The sequence below is a fragment of the Nitrospira japonica genome, assembly GCF_900169565.1.
Lineage (GTDB): Bacteria > Nitrospirota > Nitrospiria > Nitrospirales > Nitrospiraceae > Nitrospira_C > Nitrospira_C japonica_A.
Window position 1 is genome coordinate 1,498,132 of the sequence record NZ_LT828648.1, and the last position, 15,797, is coordinate 1,513,928.

The window sequence follows — 15,797 nt, forward strand, 5'->3', positions numbered from 1 at the left end:
GGATAACATAGCGCTCCGTACCTGTCAATGCGCGCATTGCCGTTCCGGACGGCCTTGGGTAAGATGGCGCGCTTCTTTTCGCCGTGGCCTGTGAGGTAACCGATGGGCGCGCACCTTCATTTCGATTGTTTCTCGGGAATCAGCGGCGACATGACGCTGGGCGCGCTGGTGGACGTGGGATTGCCCTTCGGCGATTTGGTGCGGGGACTCAAGCGGCTGGGTATTTCGGGATTTCAGTTGCGCCGCCGCCGAGTGCGGCGGGCCGCGCTCCATGCGACGAAGATCGACGTGGTGCTTCGCGCCGGCCTACGGGCGCCCCTGTCCCTGAAACAAATTCACACCGTCCTGTCGAAGAGCCGGCTGTCCGAACAGGTCAAATTGCAGAGCCGGACGGTGTTCGATCGGCTGGCAGAGGCCGAGAGCCGAGCCCATCGCGTTCCGAAAGCTCACGTGCATTTCCATGAAGTCTCCGTCCTGGATTCCTTCGTGGACATCGTCGGCAGCCTCATCGGCTGTGAAATTCTGAACGTCTCGCGAGTCACGGCGTCTCCCGTCAACGTAGGGAGCGGAACGCTTCAATCGGCTCACGGGATATTGCCGGCTCCGGGACCGGCCGTGGCGGTTCTTGCCGAGGGAATTCCGATCTACAGCGCGGGGCCGCCGCGCGAGTTGGCGACTCCGACCGGGGTGGCGCTCTTGCGGAGCCTCACCACCGAGTTCGGTCCCATGCCGCTTCTCTCGCCCGACGCGGTTGGCTACGGCGCAGGTGACGCCAATCCCGAAGGCTGGCCAAACGTGCTGCGGGTGTTTCTCGCCTCGCCGAAGACTCGGCAGCCCCGTGAACAGGATCGGGTCGTGCACATCGAAACCAATCTCGACGACGTGAATCCTCAAACGTATGAACACGTCGTGGAACGGCTCTTTCGGCGTCATGCGCTCGACGTGACGTTGACCCCCGTCATCATGAAGCGCGGACGGCCCGGGATCGTGCTCACCGTGCTGGCCGCTCCGGACCATGCACAGGCTGTCCTGGACGTGTTGTTCGAGGAGACCACCGCGCTCGGCGTCCGCGTGCAGGAGATCGCCAGGCAGGTTCTGCCCCGTCGATTCGTGACGGTGCAACTCCCCGGGGGCTCGGTTCGGGTCAAGGTGGCGGGTCTCGATGGAGGGCGCACCAAGGCCGCTCCCGAGTACCTGGATTGCAAACGCATCGCCGAACGGACCGGCCGTCCCGTAAAATCGATCCTGGAAGAAGCAGCCACGGCGTATCGCCGGAGTCGCGCGAACAAGAAGGATCGCGCGTGAATCTGGCGTTGTACGGCCTGTTGTTCGTGGCCTCGGTAGTCGTGACCCTGGGTGCCTGCGCGCTGTTCACGAACGCCATCGAGTGGCTGGGAAAGCGGCTCAATCTGTCCGAGGGCGCCGTCGGGAGCGTGCTCGCCGCAATCGGGACCACGCTTCCGGAGACCTCCATCCCGATCGTCGCCATCTTTTTCGGCGGAACCCGCGAAGAAGCGGAAGTCGGCCTCGGCGCGATTCTGGGTGCCCCCTTCATGCTCAGCACGCTAGTGATTCCGATCCTCGCGCTGTTGCTTGTGCTCTATGCCGGACTCGGAAAACGGAACGCCGTCTTCCGGCTGAACTACAAAGACGTCTCCGTCGATCTGGCTTTCTTCGCTGCGGCCTATGCCGTGGCCCTCGGTTGCGTGTTCGCTCCGGCTCCCGTCCATGTCGCGGCGGCGGTGGGCCTTATCGCCTGGTATCTCTACTACGTCAAGTTGAAGTTCACCGAGACGGGCGATGAAGAGGAGGGAGAGCTGAACGAACTGGGCGCGTTGTTTTTTTCCCGGAGGGCTGACACTCCGTCGTACGGCATGATCGTGCTGCAGGCCCTGACCGGGTTGGGCGGCCTCGTCATCGGCGCGCACATGTTCGTGACGGCGGCCGAATCCACGGCCCAGTATCTGTCGATCTCCCCGTTGATCCTGGCACTGCTCATTGCCCCATTGGCGACCGAATTGCCCGAGATGTCGAACAGCTTCCTCTGGCTCTACCAGAAAAAGGATCGTTTGGCCGTCGGAAACGTCACCGGCGCCATGGTGTTTCAAGGCACCATTCCGGTCTCCGTCGGATTGTTGGGTACCGAGTGGGCGCTCGCTCCATCCGCGCTTCTGACGATGATGCTGGCGGTCCTCGCTACCCTCACGCTCTTGTTCCAGTCGGCCGTCGGGCGGACGTGGCGGCCTTGGTTGATGAGCGCGTGTGCGCTCCTTTATATAGGGTATGCGGTCTATCTGTATCGGACCTGAGAGGACGTCATCGATGGGCTCACGCAAGGCATCCGGAGCCGGACGCAAGCGCATCCGCAGTGAATCGAAACCGCTGTTGGGCATTACCATGGGCGATCCGGCCGGAATCGGTCCGGAGGTGATCGCCAAGGCGCTGGCCCAGCCGCGCGTGCGACGGCTGTGTCTTCCGTTGGTGATCGGATCGCAGTCGATCATGCGACAGACCGTCAAGCGTCTGGGTCTCAGGCTCGACGTGGTTGCGGTGGACGGGCACGGGGGGGCTGCGTTTCGAGCCGGTCAGATTTCGGTCTTGGATCCGGCGGAACAGCCGCTCTCTCGCGTCAAGCCGGGCGTCGCGTCTTCTGAGGGCGGAGCCGCGTCCGTGGCCTTCATCAAGAAGGGGGTACGGCTCGCCCAGCTCGGATGTATCGACGGGATCGTGACGGCGCCGATCAACAAGGAAGCGATCAATATGGCCGGTTGCCATTTCCCCGGCCACACGGAACTGCTGGCCGATCTGACGAAGGCGAAGGAATCGGGCATGATGATTGTCGGCGGACCGCTGAAGATCATGTTCGTGACGACCCATCTGGCGATCAAGGATCTCCCGGCGCAGTTGACGAGACCCAAGATTGAAAAGGGCATCCGCCTCGCGCACATGGCGTTGACCCGGTTGTTCGGCTTCAAACGGCCTCGAATCGGGGTGGCGGCGCTCAATCCCCATGCCGGCGAACACGGCCTGTTCGGCGACGAAGAGGGGCGCCTCGTCCTTCCCGCCGCCCGAGCGGCCAGAGCGAAGGGCATCCTGGCGAGTGATCCGCTTCCGGCCGACACATTGTTCGGCAAGGCCGCACGCGGAGAATACGACGGCGTGGTGGCGCTGTATCATGATCAAGGGCTCATTCCCCTCAAGCTCGTGGCCTTCGGCACTTGCGTCAATCTCACGGTCGGGCTGCCGATCATCCGCACGTCCGTCGACCATGGGACGGCCTTCGATATTGTGGGTAAGGGGGTCGCCGATCCGGGAAGTCTTGTCGAAGCCATCGTGTTGGCCGCGGGCCTCGCCGCGCGACGGCAGCGTGCTCAGACGACGTAGGAGGACATCGAAACCATGATGCAGGATGCGTCCAAAGGGTTGGCAGTCATTCAACAGCAGTTGAAGGAACTCGATCGGATCATGCAGGAGACGATTGAAACGCTCAATACTACGGCGGGCACCGAGCGGGTCGCCAAGTGGAGGGTCAAAACGGTGGCGGTGCTGACCGACGCGTTGGGACAGAAAACCGGGCAGGATTTTTCCAAGATCCAGCCTGGCCCTTCCTTTTCGAACGATTTGGTCGAGGAATTCACCGATCTCGTCGAATGTTTCAGGGGCCCGCTGACGGCGTTGTCGAAAACGACGGCTCAAGCGGCTCAGCGTCCGGCTGGCGGCGGGTGAGTGGTGCCGGACCATCCGTTCCCTCCGGCGAACAAGCGTCTCGGACAGCACTTTCTCATCGATCCCAATATCATCCGTAAGATCGTCACCGCCGCCGCGGTGACGCCCGATGACACGGTGTTGGAGATCGGTCCGGGCCGGGGGGCCTTGACCGCGGCATTGTCGAAGGCGGCGCGCCGGGTGGTGGCGGTGGAGATCGATCCCCTCCTACATCGCCTGCTTCAAGATCGGCAGACGGAATGGCCCAACGTCGAACTGATCTGCGCCGACGCCTTGAAGTACCCTACGGACGGTTTTCCAACGGGCACGGCGGTGGTCGCCAACCTGCCGTATTACGCGTCCACTCCGCTGCTGTTCCGGTTACTCGAACAACGCACGAGATGGTCGCGGATGGTGTTGATGTTGCAGGAAGAGGTCGTCGACCGGTTGATCGCCGGCCCAGGCCGCCCGGACTATGGGGTTCTCTCCGTGATGGCCCAGCATGTCGCGGAGATGACCAAGGAATTCTACGTCTCTCCGCACTGCTTCAGGCCGAAACCCGACGTCGGTTCCGCGGTCGTGTCGGTCCGTCCGAAGACACTGCCGGATCGGTCCGTGGAAGAAGAGTCACGATTCGGCGCCTTGGTGCGCGGAGCCTTTGCGCACAGACGGAAGACGCTCGTCAATTCGCTGCGTGACGAAGCCTATGATCAGAAGTCGGTGACGGCTGCGTTGGACGCGCTGGGAATTTCGGTCACCGCGAGGGCTGAAAATCTTTCCGTCGCACAATTCGTCTCCCTGGAGGCGAGACTGTCCGGGTCTCCATCGTCACACGGATGATCCGAATGAGGCGGGGTGAGAAGGAACGGCTCGGAACGGGATGGATGCGTGCAGTGGATGATGTCAGGCGACGTTCGAATGGAGGTAGCGGAGGAATTCATTTAACGATTGTTCCTGTTCCTGATGCATCGCGATGAACATGACGCCGAAAGTGTGCGTTCCCTTCCATCGGGCAATTGCCGATTCTACCGTTACCGGCCGGCGGAAGTCGGGCAGTTGTATGATCAAGGTATAGGGTTGCTCGAGCATGACGCTGGTCTCACTGCTCACGCGGCAGCCGCCCTGCGAGAGATCGAGAAGAACCCCCTCTCCCTCCACATCAAACGCCCCGTCCAAAGAAGCAGAGACTGGGGAAAACGACAAGAGGGACCCCGGCGGAAGCATGCTGCGCCGGTGCTTGCGGCGTTCAATGATGCGATCCAGGGAACGATCCGAGAATGTCATGGTTCTATCCGATACATGATGCGAAGGGGTCTCAGGTGTTTTCCTTATCATAGCCGTCCGGCCTCGGACGGCAAGTGAAATCCGGTTTCGGTCGAGAGACCGCGACGTGCCGGCTGAATCGCTGTATCAGCGCGCGGAAAGGCCTCCAATCGTTTGAAATGACCTTTCCCCTGTGTTAGCATCCGAGCCATGGGCGTCACCAACCCGGGCAAGCGCAGCGAGGCCCGCCGTGCCCCCGCTCCCCCCTCCCATATCAAACGAGAAGTCATCGGCGTGGTTCTGATTGCGCTGAGTCTGCTCACATTGCTGAGTTTGCTGTCGTTCGTTCCGGGCGAACCGAAAGCGGTTGCCAAGGGTGGGGTCGTGAGCTCCCCTCCGACGCATAACCTTATCGGCACCGCCGGTGCCGTCTTCTCGTCGGTATTGTTTTCCCTCATCGGGGGCGCGGCGTATCTGTTCCCCGTGTTGCTGGGTCTGCTGGGGGCGCGGTGCTTCACGCAGAGCGATCTGTCGATCCGTCTCCGCAACGCCGGTGCGTCGCTTGTGGCGCTGCTCTTTCTGAGCGCGTTCCTCCATCTGGAAGTCATGGCGGTCCCGACGGTATCGAGCGGCTTGGTCCATCGCGGTCTGGCGGGAGGCCTCTTCGGACAAGTGTTGGCGGACGGCCTGCGAACCTACTTGGCGAGCACCGGGGCGCATATCGTCATTCTGGCCGGGTTTCTGATCGCGATGCTCTTTACGGCGCCCTTGTCTCTGGCGCAACTGACCATCCGTTTGTCCGAATGGAGCCAGTGGATGCTGAAGCGCATTCGCGCACCGAAGGCGGTCCGCGCTTCGGAGGATCATGAAGAATCCGCGCCGAAGACTCCGCGGCCGAAAAAATCGAAGTCCCTCCGCAGCGTCATCGAAGAGGTGCTGCCGACGGCGGAAGACCTGCCTGCTTCGGCTCCCGCCGTCATCCAGGCGCCTCCGGAGCCGGATATGGACGAACCGGTCGTGATCGAGCCGGAACCCGTCCGCGGCGGCAGCAATAAGAGGGGCTCGGGTGCGGGAAGCTACCAATTGCCTGACGCCGCCGAGCTCCTGAGCGAACCGAGCGGCACGTTCTCAAAGGTCACGGAGGACGAACTCAGAATCCAATCCGAGATCCTTGCGAAGGCATTGGCGAGCTTCGGGATCGACGGCAAGGTCACGGAAGTGCGACCGGGTCCCGTCGTGACGATGTACGAATTCGAGCCGGCTCCCGGGACGAAAGTGGCGCGGATCGTGAATTTGGCCGACGACCTGGCGCTGGCGATGAAAGCGATCAGCCTGCGCATCGTCGCTCCGTTACCCGGCAAGTCCGTGGTGGGCATCGAAGTGCCGAACCAGTATCGCGAGACGGTGTCGATGAGAGAAGTCGTGATGAGCGACGCCTTTGTCCGGGCTCGGTCCAAACTCACCTTGGCGTTGGGAAAAGACATCTTCGGCGCGTCCGCCACCGCCGACTTGCGGACGATGCCCCATCTTTTGGTCGCTGGTGCAACCGGAGCCGGGAAGAGCGTCAGTTTGAATACGATGTTGCTCAGCGTGCTGTTTTCCGCCAGGCCGGATGAGGTGAAACTGTTGCTGATCGATCCCAAGATGTTGGAATTCCAGAGCTACGACGGGATTCCGCACCTTCTGAGGCCGGTGATCACCGATCCCAAGTCGGCCGCGCGCGGGTTGGGATGGGTCGTCCAGGAGATGGAGCGCCGTTACAAACTGCTGGCCGAAGCGGGCGTGCGAAATGTCGATGCATACAACGTAAAAGTCGCGGGGGCACAGGGTGTGCTCGGGGATGGTCCGAGCGGAAATAAACCTGAGCAGCCGGAATTGCCGATCCAGTATTTGACCGAAGAAGAGCGATTGGCCGCAGGAGAAAGCGCGATCCCCGATGGCAGTCCGGGGTCGTTCGCTCCACCGCCGACGCCGCCTGAACCGCTGCCGTACATCGTCGTCATGATCGACGAGCTGGCGGATCTCATGATGGTGGCGCCGAAAGACGTCGAAGACAAGATCGCCAGGTTGGCTCAAATGGCCAGGGCTTCCGGCATTCATCTGGTTCTTGCCACCCAGCGTCCTTCCGTGGACGTCCTGACGGGGCTGATCAAGGCAAACTTCCCGGCCCGCATCGCGTTTCAAGTATCCTCGAAGACGGACTCCCGCACTATTCTCGACGCCAACGGCGCGGAAGCGCTGCTCGGTCGGGGCGACATGCTCTATCTGGCGTCGGGCACCGGGCGCCTCAATCGGTTGCATGGCTGCTTCGTCTCCGACGACGACGTCCGCCGCGTCGTCGAGTTCGTGAAGGAGCAGGCCCAGCCGAGCTACAATCAGGAGTTGCAGTCCTTGAAGCTGGACGAGGCCAAAGAAGAGGAGGCGCAGGATGAGGTCTACGAACAGGCGAAGGATCTGGTCCTGTCCACGGGCCAGGCGTCGGCCTCGTTGATTCAACGGCGCCTGCGGGTCGGTTACCCCCGCGCGGCGCGCATGATCGAGCAAATGGAAAGCGATGGATTGGTCGGAGCTGCCGGCCGCGACGGCCGTCGGGAAGTGCTGGGCAGACGCGGTCCGGTGGGAGAGGCGCAAGGATGAGACGAATCATCGTGATGGCAATGGCGGTGTGTCTTCTGGCCGGTCCCTGTCTCGTGTCGGCAGAGGAGCCGGCCGATCCGCAGGAACGGAAAGAAATTCAGGACATCGTCAAGCGTTTGCAGGCACGGTATGAAAAAACAAAAGACCTGCAGGCGGACTTTACGCAGAAGACGACCATCGAGGGGTTCGAACGGCCGATGTTGTCGACGGGGAAGGTCTATATCAAGAAACCCGGGCGGCTGCGATGGAACTACCTGGATCCGTCCACGGAAGATATCTACGTGAATCGGGACGACGTCAAGGTCTATGTGCCGGAGCACAAGCAGGTCCTGGTCGGCAAGCTGACTCAGATGGCCGCCTCCAGGGCTCCGTTGGAATTGCTCCAGGGGGCGGCAAAACTGGAGGAATCGTTTGTCGTCGAGCCGACGCCGGGGAAGGCCAAAGGGCTCGGCGGCCTCCGTCTTCTCACGTTGCTTCCGAAAGGCGAGGGGCATGAAACGGTGCGTTCACTGCAGCGGATTGTGATAGAAGTCTTTCCCAAGACCTACTTCATCCGGACCATTTCGCTTCATGAGCACAGCGGGAACGTGTCTTATTTTGAGTTTTCGTCCCTCCAGGACAACGTCGGGTTGGGTGACGAGGTGTTTGAGCCGAAATTCCCCGCGGATGTCGAAGTGGTGAAGGCGCCGGTGCTGAGCCAGCCGTAAGCGCAACCGGTGTACGGGTATCCAGACTGTTCATGAAGGGATGATGGGTGGAGCGATGACGACTCAGACACTCGATACGATCGCGGAGGCCGTAGATCAAGCCGTGGCGCGCTTGGATTTCGATCGCCTTCACCGGGAATATTGGGAACAAAACGAATTCCTCGTGATCCCGCAGTTCCTCGATCGGGCCATGGTCGAGGAATGGCTGGTCCCGCAGGCTCAGGGAGTCAAAGGCGACCTCAACCGTAACTATATTCCCGGCCATAAGAAAGGCGGGAGCGTCAGTTACTACACGGTCATGGAAAAGGCGCCCCGATTTCTCGATCTCTATCGCTCACAGGTCTTCATTGAGTTCCTCAGCCGGCTGTCCCACGCAAAGTTGAGACTCTGCCCGGACAACGATCCCCACTCCTGTGCGCTTTATTACTATACGGAACCGGGCGATCATATCGGCTTCCACTATGATACGTCGTATTACAAGGGAAGCCGCTATACGATTCTCATGGGTCTGGTTGACCAGTCTACTCACTGCAAACTGGTCTGCGAACTCTTCAAGGACGATCCCGTCAGACCTTCCAAGCGGCTTGAACTCATTACCCAGCCGGGCGACATGGTGATCTTCAATGGGGACAAGTTGTGGCATGCCGTGACCCCGCTCGGCCCCAACGAGGAACGGATTGCGTTGACGATGGAATATGTCACCAATCCCGACATGGGAACGTTCAAGCGACTGTATTCCAATCTCAAAGACTCCTTCGCGTATTTTGGCCTTCGGGCCGTCTTCAAGCGCGCGTTGTCGTTGCCTCGCCGCTAGATGATCCGTCCGACTACCGGGCTTGTGTCATGCCGGAAGTCGGACGCGTTCCTTCCACCCATCGATCGATCCTCGTCGCCGGTCATGGTCTGTCCAGGGGACCGACGGGCAAGGCTTTGCCGCTCATCTGAAGATTCATCGTCTGGCCGGTCAATTTCGGTCTTCCCGCCCGAAGGGGTCTCGACCGCCTCGGGAAGGGACCGTGATTGGTGGAGTGCATATCGGCCAGCGAGATCCGCATGGCTCGCGCGATCAACCAAGCGATGGTCAGCCCGGGTGTCCAGAAGACCGCATCACGAACCTGTTCGACCAAGTCCTGCGGCAGATTGACCGTCAGTCGAACTTTGCGTGGCGGGAGTTGGCGGCGTTTTTCAGGAACTGATGCCATCATGGCATTGCCGAGGGATCGTTCGTCCTGGACCGAGGGCACTGACATCGGCGCTCCCATAGAGTTCCTCCGCGGCTAGAGATGAATAATCGGCGACGGTGATCCGTGCGGGTCGGGCCATGCGGGCGTCGACGATGAAAGGCCGCGCGCCCTTAGCGGCGCACGCGGCCTCATCGGCATGAGCGCGCGGCGATAAAGTCGCTTCGGATGGGCATGATCCGAAGGTCATTCCACCTGGTGAACAGTCTGCTGTCTCTCTCGGTGGACATTATCGGCGTCTCGCTCCGCCGGCTCATTCAGCACGGCGCAAGTTGTCTCGTCCCGTCGGCGGCGTAGAGCAACCGGCATACCAGGGCAGTGCAAACCGAATCCTTCGTCCCAACCCATTGATCGGATGGACATTTTTTCGAGGATTTCAAAACAAGGATATCAATGAGCCCATTCGCTTAGCAATACTAATCAGTATCGGATCTGGAACCGCTATTATCAAAAGAGATACATCGCCGCTTCTGCTTCACTGGCAGTGAGGAGAAAAGAGGACGAAAGCAAAGGGAACTTTGAGTGATTCGGCGGAGAGACGGTGGTCGAAAGGTCGGCGTGACGCCGACTATATGATCGAGTCTACTGGTGCAGGTGCTTCATGGCGGCGGCGCAGAGGATGATAAAGAATCCCATCCAGAGGGCCGCCCGTTGGAACGGAATGACTTCATAGGTCTCCGTCTCGTCGTCCTCACCCTCATCCTTAAAGATTACGGTGTACAGGAAGAGCGTCAGGAGACAGAGCACGAGAAACAGCTTGATGAAAAACACGATGAGGTATTTGGGATGATGCTGGACGCCGGCGCCGGTCTGCGACACCAGCACCTGATTGACATAGTGTAGATTGATCCCTCCCGTGAACAGCAGGACGACTAGGAGGATACCGGCGACTTTCTTGTAGTGCTGATAAAAGATGTCGGTGATGGGCTTGATTTGCTGCCTGGGCACGGCTTTTTGCAGCCCAGGGGTCACCGCCATCACAAGAAACGCGAGGCCGCCGATCCATATGACGGCGGAAAGGAGGTGAAACCAGTGGTTGACGATGGGAATCAGCGTATTGAGATCTGTGACGATGCTTTGAAGCGCGTCCATAAAGACAGTAAAGAGAAGAAATACCGTATTGAATGTTGGGTGCTGAAGTCTGAGCTATCGGAAACTACACACTCACGACTCAACACTCAAAACTTGAAGACAGGAGCGTCATTCCCGAACCGCTTCTTGCGCAGCTCCTCCATCAACTCCACGGTGATGAGCGTGACGTGATGTTCCCGGGCGTGCTTTTCGACGCCCTTTTTGACCATGGCCCTGAGAAAGTAAGGGATTCGGCTCAATCGCAGCGCGGAAGCATCATCCCATAGGACTTCCGACTCTTCCGGTGTATTGAAGGCGACCTTGATCTTCTCGCCTCCCTTGGGCGTATAGAGGCACCATTGATCTTCGTCCAGCCAATCCCCGTGGTCGACGTACGGCCTGGCGCGGCAGCCGCCGCAGATGTCCGTATACTCACAGTCGCCGCACTTGCCCTTCAGCTGCGGGTAACGGAACGAATTGAACACGTCGGATTGCTCCCACAGATCGGCGAAACTGTTCGAACGGACGTTGCCGGCCGACAACGGCATGTAGGGGCATGGCGTGAGCTCGCCATTGGGTGTAACGCGGGCGTAGTTCGTTCCGGCGAGACATCCGCCGCCCATGTAGCCCGTCGCCTTTGTGATCGGAGAATTGGGATCCTTCTCATAGGCGAGCCGCTTGAAATGTGGGGCGCAACGGGCTCGCACTAACATTCCTTTGTAATTGTCCTGGCAGGTCACGAGGTACCCGAGCACTTCTTCATACTGAGCCGGAGTGATGTCGGTCAGTTCCTCGCCCCGGCCGGTACAGACCATGAAAAAGACGTTCAGCACTCTCGCGCCCAAGCCGTGCGCCCACTCGATCACCGCCGGCAGTTCCTGGTAGTTCATCGGCTGTGCGCTGAAGTGGACCTGGAATTGAAGCCCATTTCGCTTGCTGGCCTCGATGCCGGCAACCGCGGCTTCCCACGCACCCGGTACCCCTCTGAACCCATTGTGCTTGGCTGCGTCGAGGGAATCGATGCTGATGCCCACTCCCATGACGCCGATGTCTACGAGCGTGCGGGCCATCTGGTCGTCAATGAGCATGCCATTAGTCCCGAACACGACCATGAAGCCGGATTGCACGGCATAACGGGCGATGTCGAGAATGTCCGGGCGCACCAACGGTTCTCCTCCGGTGATGACGAGGAGGCACCCCTTGTTGACTTGGGCGATTTGATCGATGAGCCGGAAGCATTCTTCGGTCGATAACTCGTCGTCGCCGCCCGCGGCTTTGGTGGTGGCGTCCAGATAGCAGTGATCGCATTTGAGGTTGCAGCGCTTCGTCAGGTTCAATGCCACCAGATACGGTTTGAAGTCGTCCACCGTCCGGCCGTCCAGGGGGCCGTCCCCCTGCTTGGCGGGAGTGAAAACATTCGTGATCTGTTGTTGAAACGAACCCAGCGCTCCGGAGAGCGCAGGGTTATTCAAAATTGGAAGTGATTTACCCATGGTGTCGGCGAATTTGGTCGCGGGAGGTTAGGAACTCAATTTCCCGGTGAGGTTTGCGATCATATCCTTCAAGTTGCCGGTCTTCATGGCGTCGGCCATGTAGCCCTTGGCTTGCTCGATGCCTTCGTTGGCCACTTCCACCGTGATCATCGTCACTCCGAGCTTTTCGGCATGCTTGATGATGAGCGCCTTGGTGCAGTCCCGCATGAATCCTTCCGGAGCGCGGTCCAGTCTGGCTTGGGCGTCGGCCGTCCATGTATAGGGAGAAGACTCGGTGTGACCGTTGTCGGCCGCATGGCCGTTTTCATGCGTGCCATTGGCGCCCACGGCGGCCACCTTGGCTTCCGCCTCCGCCGAGGTCCCGGCGCCTTTGTTGGCGAAGATCGGTTCGTAGTCTTCCTCCGCGGCTTCCTTGATCGTCGGCGCGGCGTATTCAAGCGTGATAGTGGTCATGCCCAGCTTGCGGGCGCTTTTCTCGATCTTGGCCTTGGCCCGCCGCCGTTGGAATCCGGCCGGAACGGCGCGGATCGCCTCCTTGGCATCCTTGGTCCATTGCATCGGCACGTCGTCGTAGGCGACGTCGGTCTCAAGGTCGCCCTCCGACTTGGCGGCCGCTTCGAAGATGCTCTTGTCCACCTGCTTGAACCTGCCGCCTTCGGCACCGCACACCGGACATTTCACCGGCGTGTCGCCCTTGCCGATGTATCCGCACCCGTCGCATACGAAGTAGTTCTGGTTCATGCGGTCGAGATAGGCCTGGGTCGCGTCCGATGCGGCCGGCTTTTCCTCGACCACCTGAGTCATCATGCCGCTGAGCGTCGAACCCATGAGATCTTTGGCGACGGCGTCATCAGCCTGCATTTTGTCGCGGTCGATACCGGCAGCATCGAGATTGCCGCCGAGCGCCCGCATCGCGTCCATGGCGCCTTTCGGCAGGATATGGCCCACAGCCGCATCCACGACCGTATTGCTGATGATGGTGTGCCCTTTTTCAATGGCATAGCGATGAATGGCGGTTTTGGCCACGCCGCGGGCGAACACGGGAATCCTTTCCATGCGGCGCAAGGCTTCCTCGGTCCAGGCAATCGTGTACTCGGCCTGCGTGTCGATCGGGGGCACATACTTCCGATTGGAGACCAGCACGTTGCAGGGGGCGCTCCGGAGCAGATTTTCCGTGTTGCTTCCGACGTCCATGTCTTCGTCGCTGTGGACGCCGATCCGGCCGACGATCAGCAGGGCGGGAACATCCTTGCGGACGTATTGAATGATTTTTTCGAACGCCTTGCCGTCGAGCAGAGTGGTCTTCACGTCGGTCTGCTCCGCCTGGGCGATCTCGCGCGAAATATCGAGGTGCGATTGGTAAATCTTGGCGAGGCCGCTGTCGATGATCTCCTCGTGCAGCTTTTCCTGCTCTTTGAAGCGGAACACCTTGCCGGCTTCCTCGTTCAGGACGCCCGAAATACTGTGGAACGCCGCGTAATGGAAATAGGGATCGAAGGCCGAAATGACCTCGACCGGCATATTGAAGGCCTTGCCCAACGACAGCCCGGTCATGAGGCCGCCGAACGAATACGGGCTGCCGTCCACCGCGACGACGATCTTTCCGCCCTCGAACGGCTGAATGTTCTTGATGATGAGCATGTCGGAATTGCGGACCCGGCGGATCACCCGCTCGGTGTTGCTGCCGATCACGCTGTCTTTGACAGCGCCCACGCCGAGGGCGCCCATGATGACGAGGTCATACGCGTTAGTGTTGATGTCCTCGGCCAGCACCTTCCAGTTACGGCCCTCGAGAGACCGCCGTTCGACCGGCAGGTTCGCCTCATTACACTTCTTGTCGACGTAATCGAGGTAGGAGTCGGTGATGATCTGCAGGCCGCGGGTGATCAGCGAATCATGGATCTGCCGCTGCCGGTCGAGTTCTTTCTCGTCGTGATACTCTTCCGGGAGTCCCGCTTCCATCTGTTTGAAACGTTTGTCATGCATTTTCGCCGCGTAGACATGGCTGCCGACGATCTTCGAGCCGAATGCCTTGGCCAAATGCACGCCCATATCCACGGCGGTATTGGAATGGTCGGAATTATCGACCGGAACATAAATCGTCTTATACATCGAGATGCCTCCTCCGGGCCCTCTCACCGTCAAGGTCGAACCGTCATAATTGCCAGAAAAACCAAACGGTTGACAAACCTATCCAGTGTAAAAGAAGCGGCATGATAGCACCGACCATCTCGGGAATGCAAGGCGACCCGTAGATAGCCACATCACCGCCGGGCTGGCTCCGAGCGACAACCATCTGATCAATTCGGAGATCTCGATTCATGACGCGCAAGCTTAGTGCCAAGCGAGCATGAACGCCGGATTTCTTGAAAAAGATGTCGGAACAAAGGGACACAGGCAACGGGCGCGTGACCGGACAAGAGAGAAACGCCGGCTCGAATACAGTGGGAATCGTGAAGGAAGGCGATTTGTGACGAAGAGGCGCGGCCCTTCGCGGAAAGATTAGCCGGTGGGTTGAGAACCCAACCACGCTGAGCGCGGTCATGTGGAAGAGTGCGTCAGCGATGTTCCCTTGTCGATCGATGAGGCACGGGACCTGGACGCTCGGAGGATTTCTTCGAGCGAAAGCAAGGCGTCGCGCCCGGAATTGCCTTCAATGCCGCGGGCGAGGTTGGCGTCGGCATATTGGCCGTGATTCCAATCGGATAGATCTTTTTTTGCAGGGCAGGAAAATGTAAAGGATGGAGTTCATGGCCGTGAAATTGTGAGCGGTGATTTTAAAACTGAAAACTCACAACCGAACACTTTATTTCATGGCAATATGGATGGCGACGATGCCGCCCGAGAGGTTTCGATAGGAGACCTCCCGGAAGCCGGCTTCCTTCAGGATCACACAGAGCCGTTCCTGATCGGGAAACGTCCGGATCGAGGCCGGAAGATATTCGTAGACCCCCGTCCTGTCATGGGCGACTTTCGTGCCGATCCACGGCAGCAACGTAAAAGAATACCAATCATAGAGGGCGCGAAGCCATCCGAAAACCGGCCGGGAAAATTCCAGGCAGACGAACGTCCCGCCCGGTTTCATCACACGGCGGATCTCTCTCACGGCCTGCGCCAGGTTGCCGACGTTGCGCATGCAAAAGCCGGTTGTCACCGCGTCGAATATATCGTCGGCAAACCCCAAATGCTCGGCGTTCGCCTGGAGACAGGTCACTTTTCCCGCCAAGCCCTTGGCGGTCACCTTTTTGAGCCCTTCCGCCAGCATGGCATGGTTCAGATCGGAGGCCACGACGCGTCCCTTTGCGCCCATGCGAGGTTCCAGCAACAGCGCCAGATCGGCCGTGCCGGCTCCGACGTCGAGGGCAGTGCCGTGCTCCACCGGCGGTACGCAGCGAGCGGTTCGTTTTTTCCAGCGGTGATGGAGGCCGAAGCTCAGTAGCGTGTTATTCAGATCGTAGACGCCCGCGATGGCCGTAAACATCCGCTGCACGGCCTGCTCGCGGGCTTCGCCCGACCAGGTCGAGATGGTGCGGGCTTCCGCGTCGTTCCCGGGTGGAGACTGTGTCACGGATTCCTCCACGGACAGCATGCCCAGCGTGGTAGCACCCGCTTTGCCGCGGTGTCAAGCCGAACACCGTCTCGGTTCAAATTCATAGTCCGCCGAGAGCGGGCGATGGAGA

The 15,797-nt window shown here is 59.9% G+C and carries 15 protein-coding genes; 9 read left to right on the forward strand and 6 right to left on the reverse strand.

Annotated features, from left to right (window positions below):
* Positions 1-102 precede the first annotated feature (102 nt).
* The 5 genes from larC to rsmA are packed head-to-tail and all read left to right on the forward strand — an operon-like array spanning position 103 to position 4,545.
* Complete coding sequence (gene larC / locus NSJP_RS07200) at positions 103-1,305, forward strand: nickel pincer cofactor biosynthesis protein LarC (protein ID WP_080886235.1); 1,203 nt, start codon at positions 103-105, stop codon at positions 1,303-1,305.
* On the forward strand, positions 1,302-2,309 hold the full coding sequence (locus NSJP_RS07205) for a sodium:calcium antiporter (protein ID WP_172834218.1): 1,008 nt from the start codon (positions 1,302-1,304) through the stop codon (positions 2,307-2,309). The genes larC and NSJP_RS07205 overlap by 4 nt, the downstream gene beginning before the upstream one ends.
* Positions 2,310-2,322: 13 nt before the next feature.
* Positions 2,323-3,384, forward strand: a complete 1,062-nt coding sequence (pdxA, locus tag NSJP_RS07210) for a 4-hydroxythreonine-4-phosphate dehydrogenase PdxA (protein WP_080886237.1) — start codon at positions 2,323-2,325, stop codon at positions 3,382-3,384.
* A 15-nt stretch (positions 3,385-3,399) separates the two neighbouring features.
* Complete coding sequence (locus NSJP_RS07215) at positions 3,400-3,726, forward strand: hypothetical protein (RefSeq protein ID WP_080886238.1); 327 nt, start codon at positions 3,400-3,402, stop codon at positions 3,724-3,726.
* Positions 3,727-3,729: 3 nt separating this feature from the next.
* On the forward strand, positions 3,730-4,545 hold the full coding sequence (gene rsmA / locus NSJP_RS07220; RefSeq protein ID WP_172834219.1) for a 16S rRNA (adenine(1518)-N(6)/adenine(1519)-N(6))-dimethyltransferase RsmA: 816 nt from the start codon (positions 3,730-3,732) through the stop codon (positions 4,543-4,545).
* 63 nt (positions 4,546-4,608) lie between these two features.
* Here the strand turns inward: rsmA and NSJP_RS07225 are convergent, their stop codons facing one another.
* The gene (locus tag NSJP_RS07225; RefSeq protein WP_172834220.1) at positions 4,609-4,989 is read right to left on the reverse strand and encodes a PilZ domain-containing protein; all 381 of its coding nucleotides are present in this window, start codon (positions 4,987-4,989) and stop codon (positions 4,609-4,611) included.
* Positions 4,990-5,178: 189 nt separating this feature from the next.
* Between NSJP_RS07225 and NSJP_RS07230 the strand changes: the two genes are divergently transcribed.
* From NSJP_RS07230 to NSJP_RS07240, 3 genes are read left to right on the forward strand one after another with little or no spacing between them, the layout of a single operon-like run.
* Positions 5,179-7,605: a DNA translocase FtsK gene (locus NSJP_RS07230; protein ID WP_080886241.1), complete on the forward strand. Its 2,427-nt coding sequence runs from the start codon at positions 5,179-5,181 to the stop codon at positions 7,603-7,605.
* Positions 7,602-8,312 (forward strand): LolA family protein, encoded by a 711-nt coding sequence (locus NSJP_RS07235; RefSeq protein ID WP_080886242.1) that lies wholly within the window; start codon positions 7,602-7,604, stop codon positions 8,310-8,312. Before NSJP_RS07230 ends, NSJP_RS07235 begins: the two co-directional genes overlap by 4 nt.
* A 55-nt stretch (positions 8,313-8,367) precedes the next feature.
* The gene (locus NSJP_RS07240; RefSeq protein WP_080888533.1) at positions 8,368-9,126 is read left to right on the forward strand and encodes a phytanoyl-CoA dioxygenase family protein; all 759 of its coding nucleotides are present in this window, start codon (positions 8,368-8,370) and stop codon (positions 9,124-9,126) included.
* 82 nt (positions 9,127-9,208) lie between these two features.
* On the opposite strand, the gene NSJP_RS07245 is transcribed toward NSJP_RS07240, so the two are convergent.
* A complete protein-coding gene (locus tag NSJP_RS07245; RefSeq protein WP_080886243.1) occupies positions 9,209-9,574 on the reverse strand; it encodes a hypothetical protein in 366 nt (121 codons plus the stop codon).
* Positions 9,575-9,727: 153 nt separating this feature from the next.
* Between NSJP_RS07245 and NSJP_RS19850 the strand changes: the two genes are divergently transcribed.
* Positions 9,728-9,850, forward strand: a complete 123-nt coding sequence (locus NSJP_RS19850; RefSeq protein WP_269457719.1) for a hypothetical protein — start codon at positions 9,728-9,730, stop codon at positions 9,848-9,850.
* A 285-nt stretch (positions 9,851-10,135) separates the two neighbouring features.
* On the opposite strand, the gene NSJP_RS07250 is transcribed toward NSJP_RS19850, so the two are convergent.
* From NSJP_RS07250 to mpqE, 4 genes are all read right to left on the reverse strand, one after another.
* Positions 10,136-10,645, reverse strand: a complete 510-nt coding sequence (locus NSJP_RS07250; protein WP_080886244.1) for a DUF4149 domain-containing protein — start codon at positions 10,643-10,645, stop codon at positions 10,136-10,138.
* An 86-nt stretch (positions 10,646-10,731) separates the two neighbouring features.
* Positions 10,732-12,117 carry a radical SAM/SPASM domain-containing protein gene (locus NSJP_RS07255; protein WP_080886245.1) on the reverse strand — a complete coding sequence of 462 codons (1,386 nt, stop codon included), beginning with the start codon at positions 12,115-12,117 and terminating at the stop codon, positions 10,732-10,734.
* Between the two features lie 27 nt (positions 12,118-12,144).
* Entirely contained in the window at positions 12,145-14,229 is a 2,085-nt protein-coding gene (locus tag NSJP_RS07260; RefSeq protein ID WP_080886246.1) for a universal stress protein, read from the reverse strand.
* Positions 14,230-14,923: 694 nt separating this feature from the next.
* Positions 14,924-15,685 (reverse strand): methyl-plastoquinone biosynthesis methyltransferase MpqE, encoded by a 762-nt coding sequence (gene mpqE / locus NSJP_RS07265; RefSeq protein WP_231989508.1) that lies wholly within the window; start codon positions 15,683-15,685, stop codon positions 14,924-14,926.
* Between the last annotated feature and the right edge of the window lie 112 nt (positions 15,686-15,797).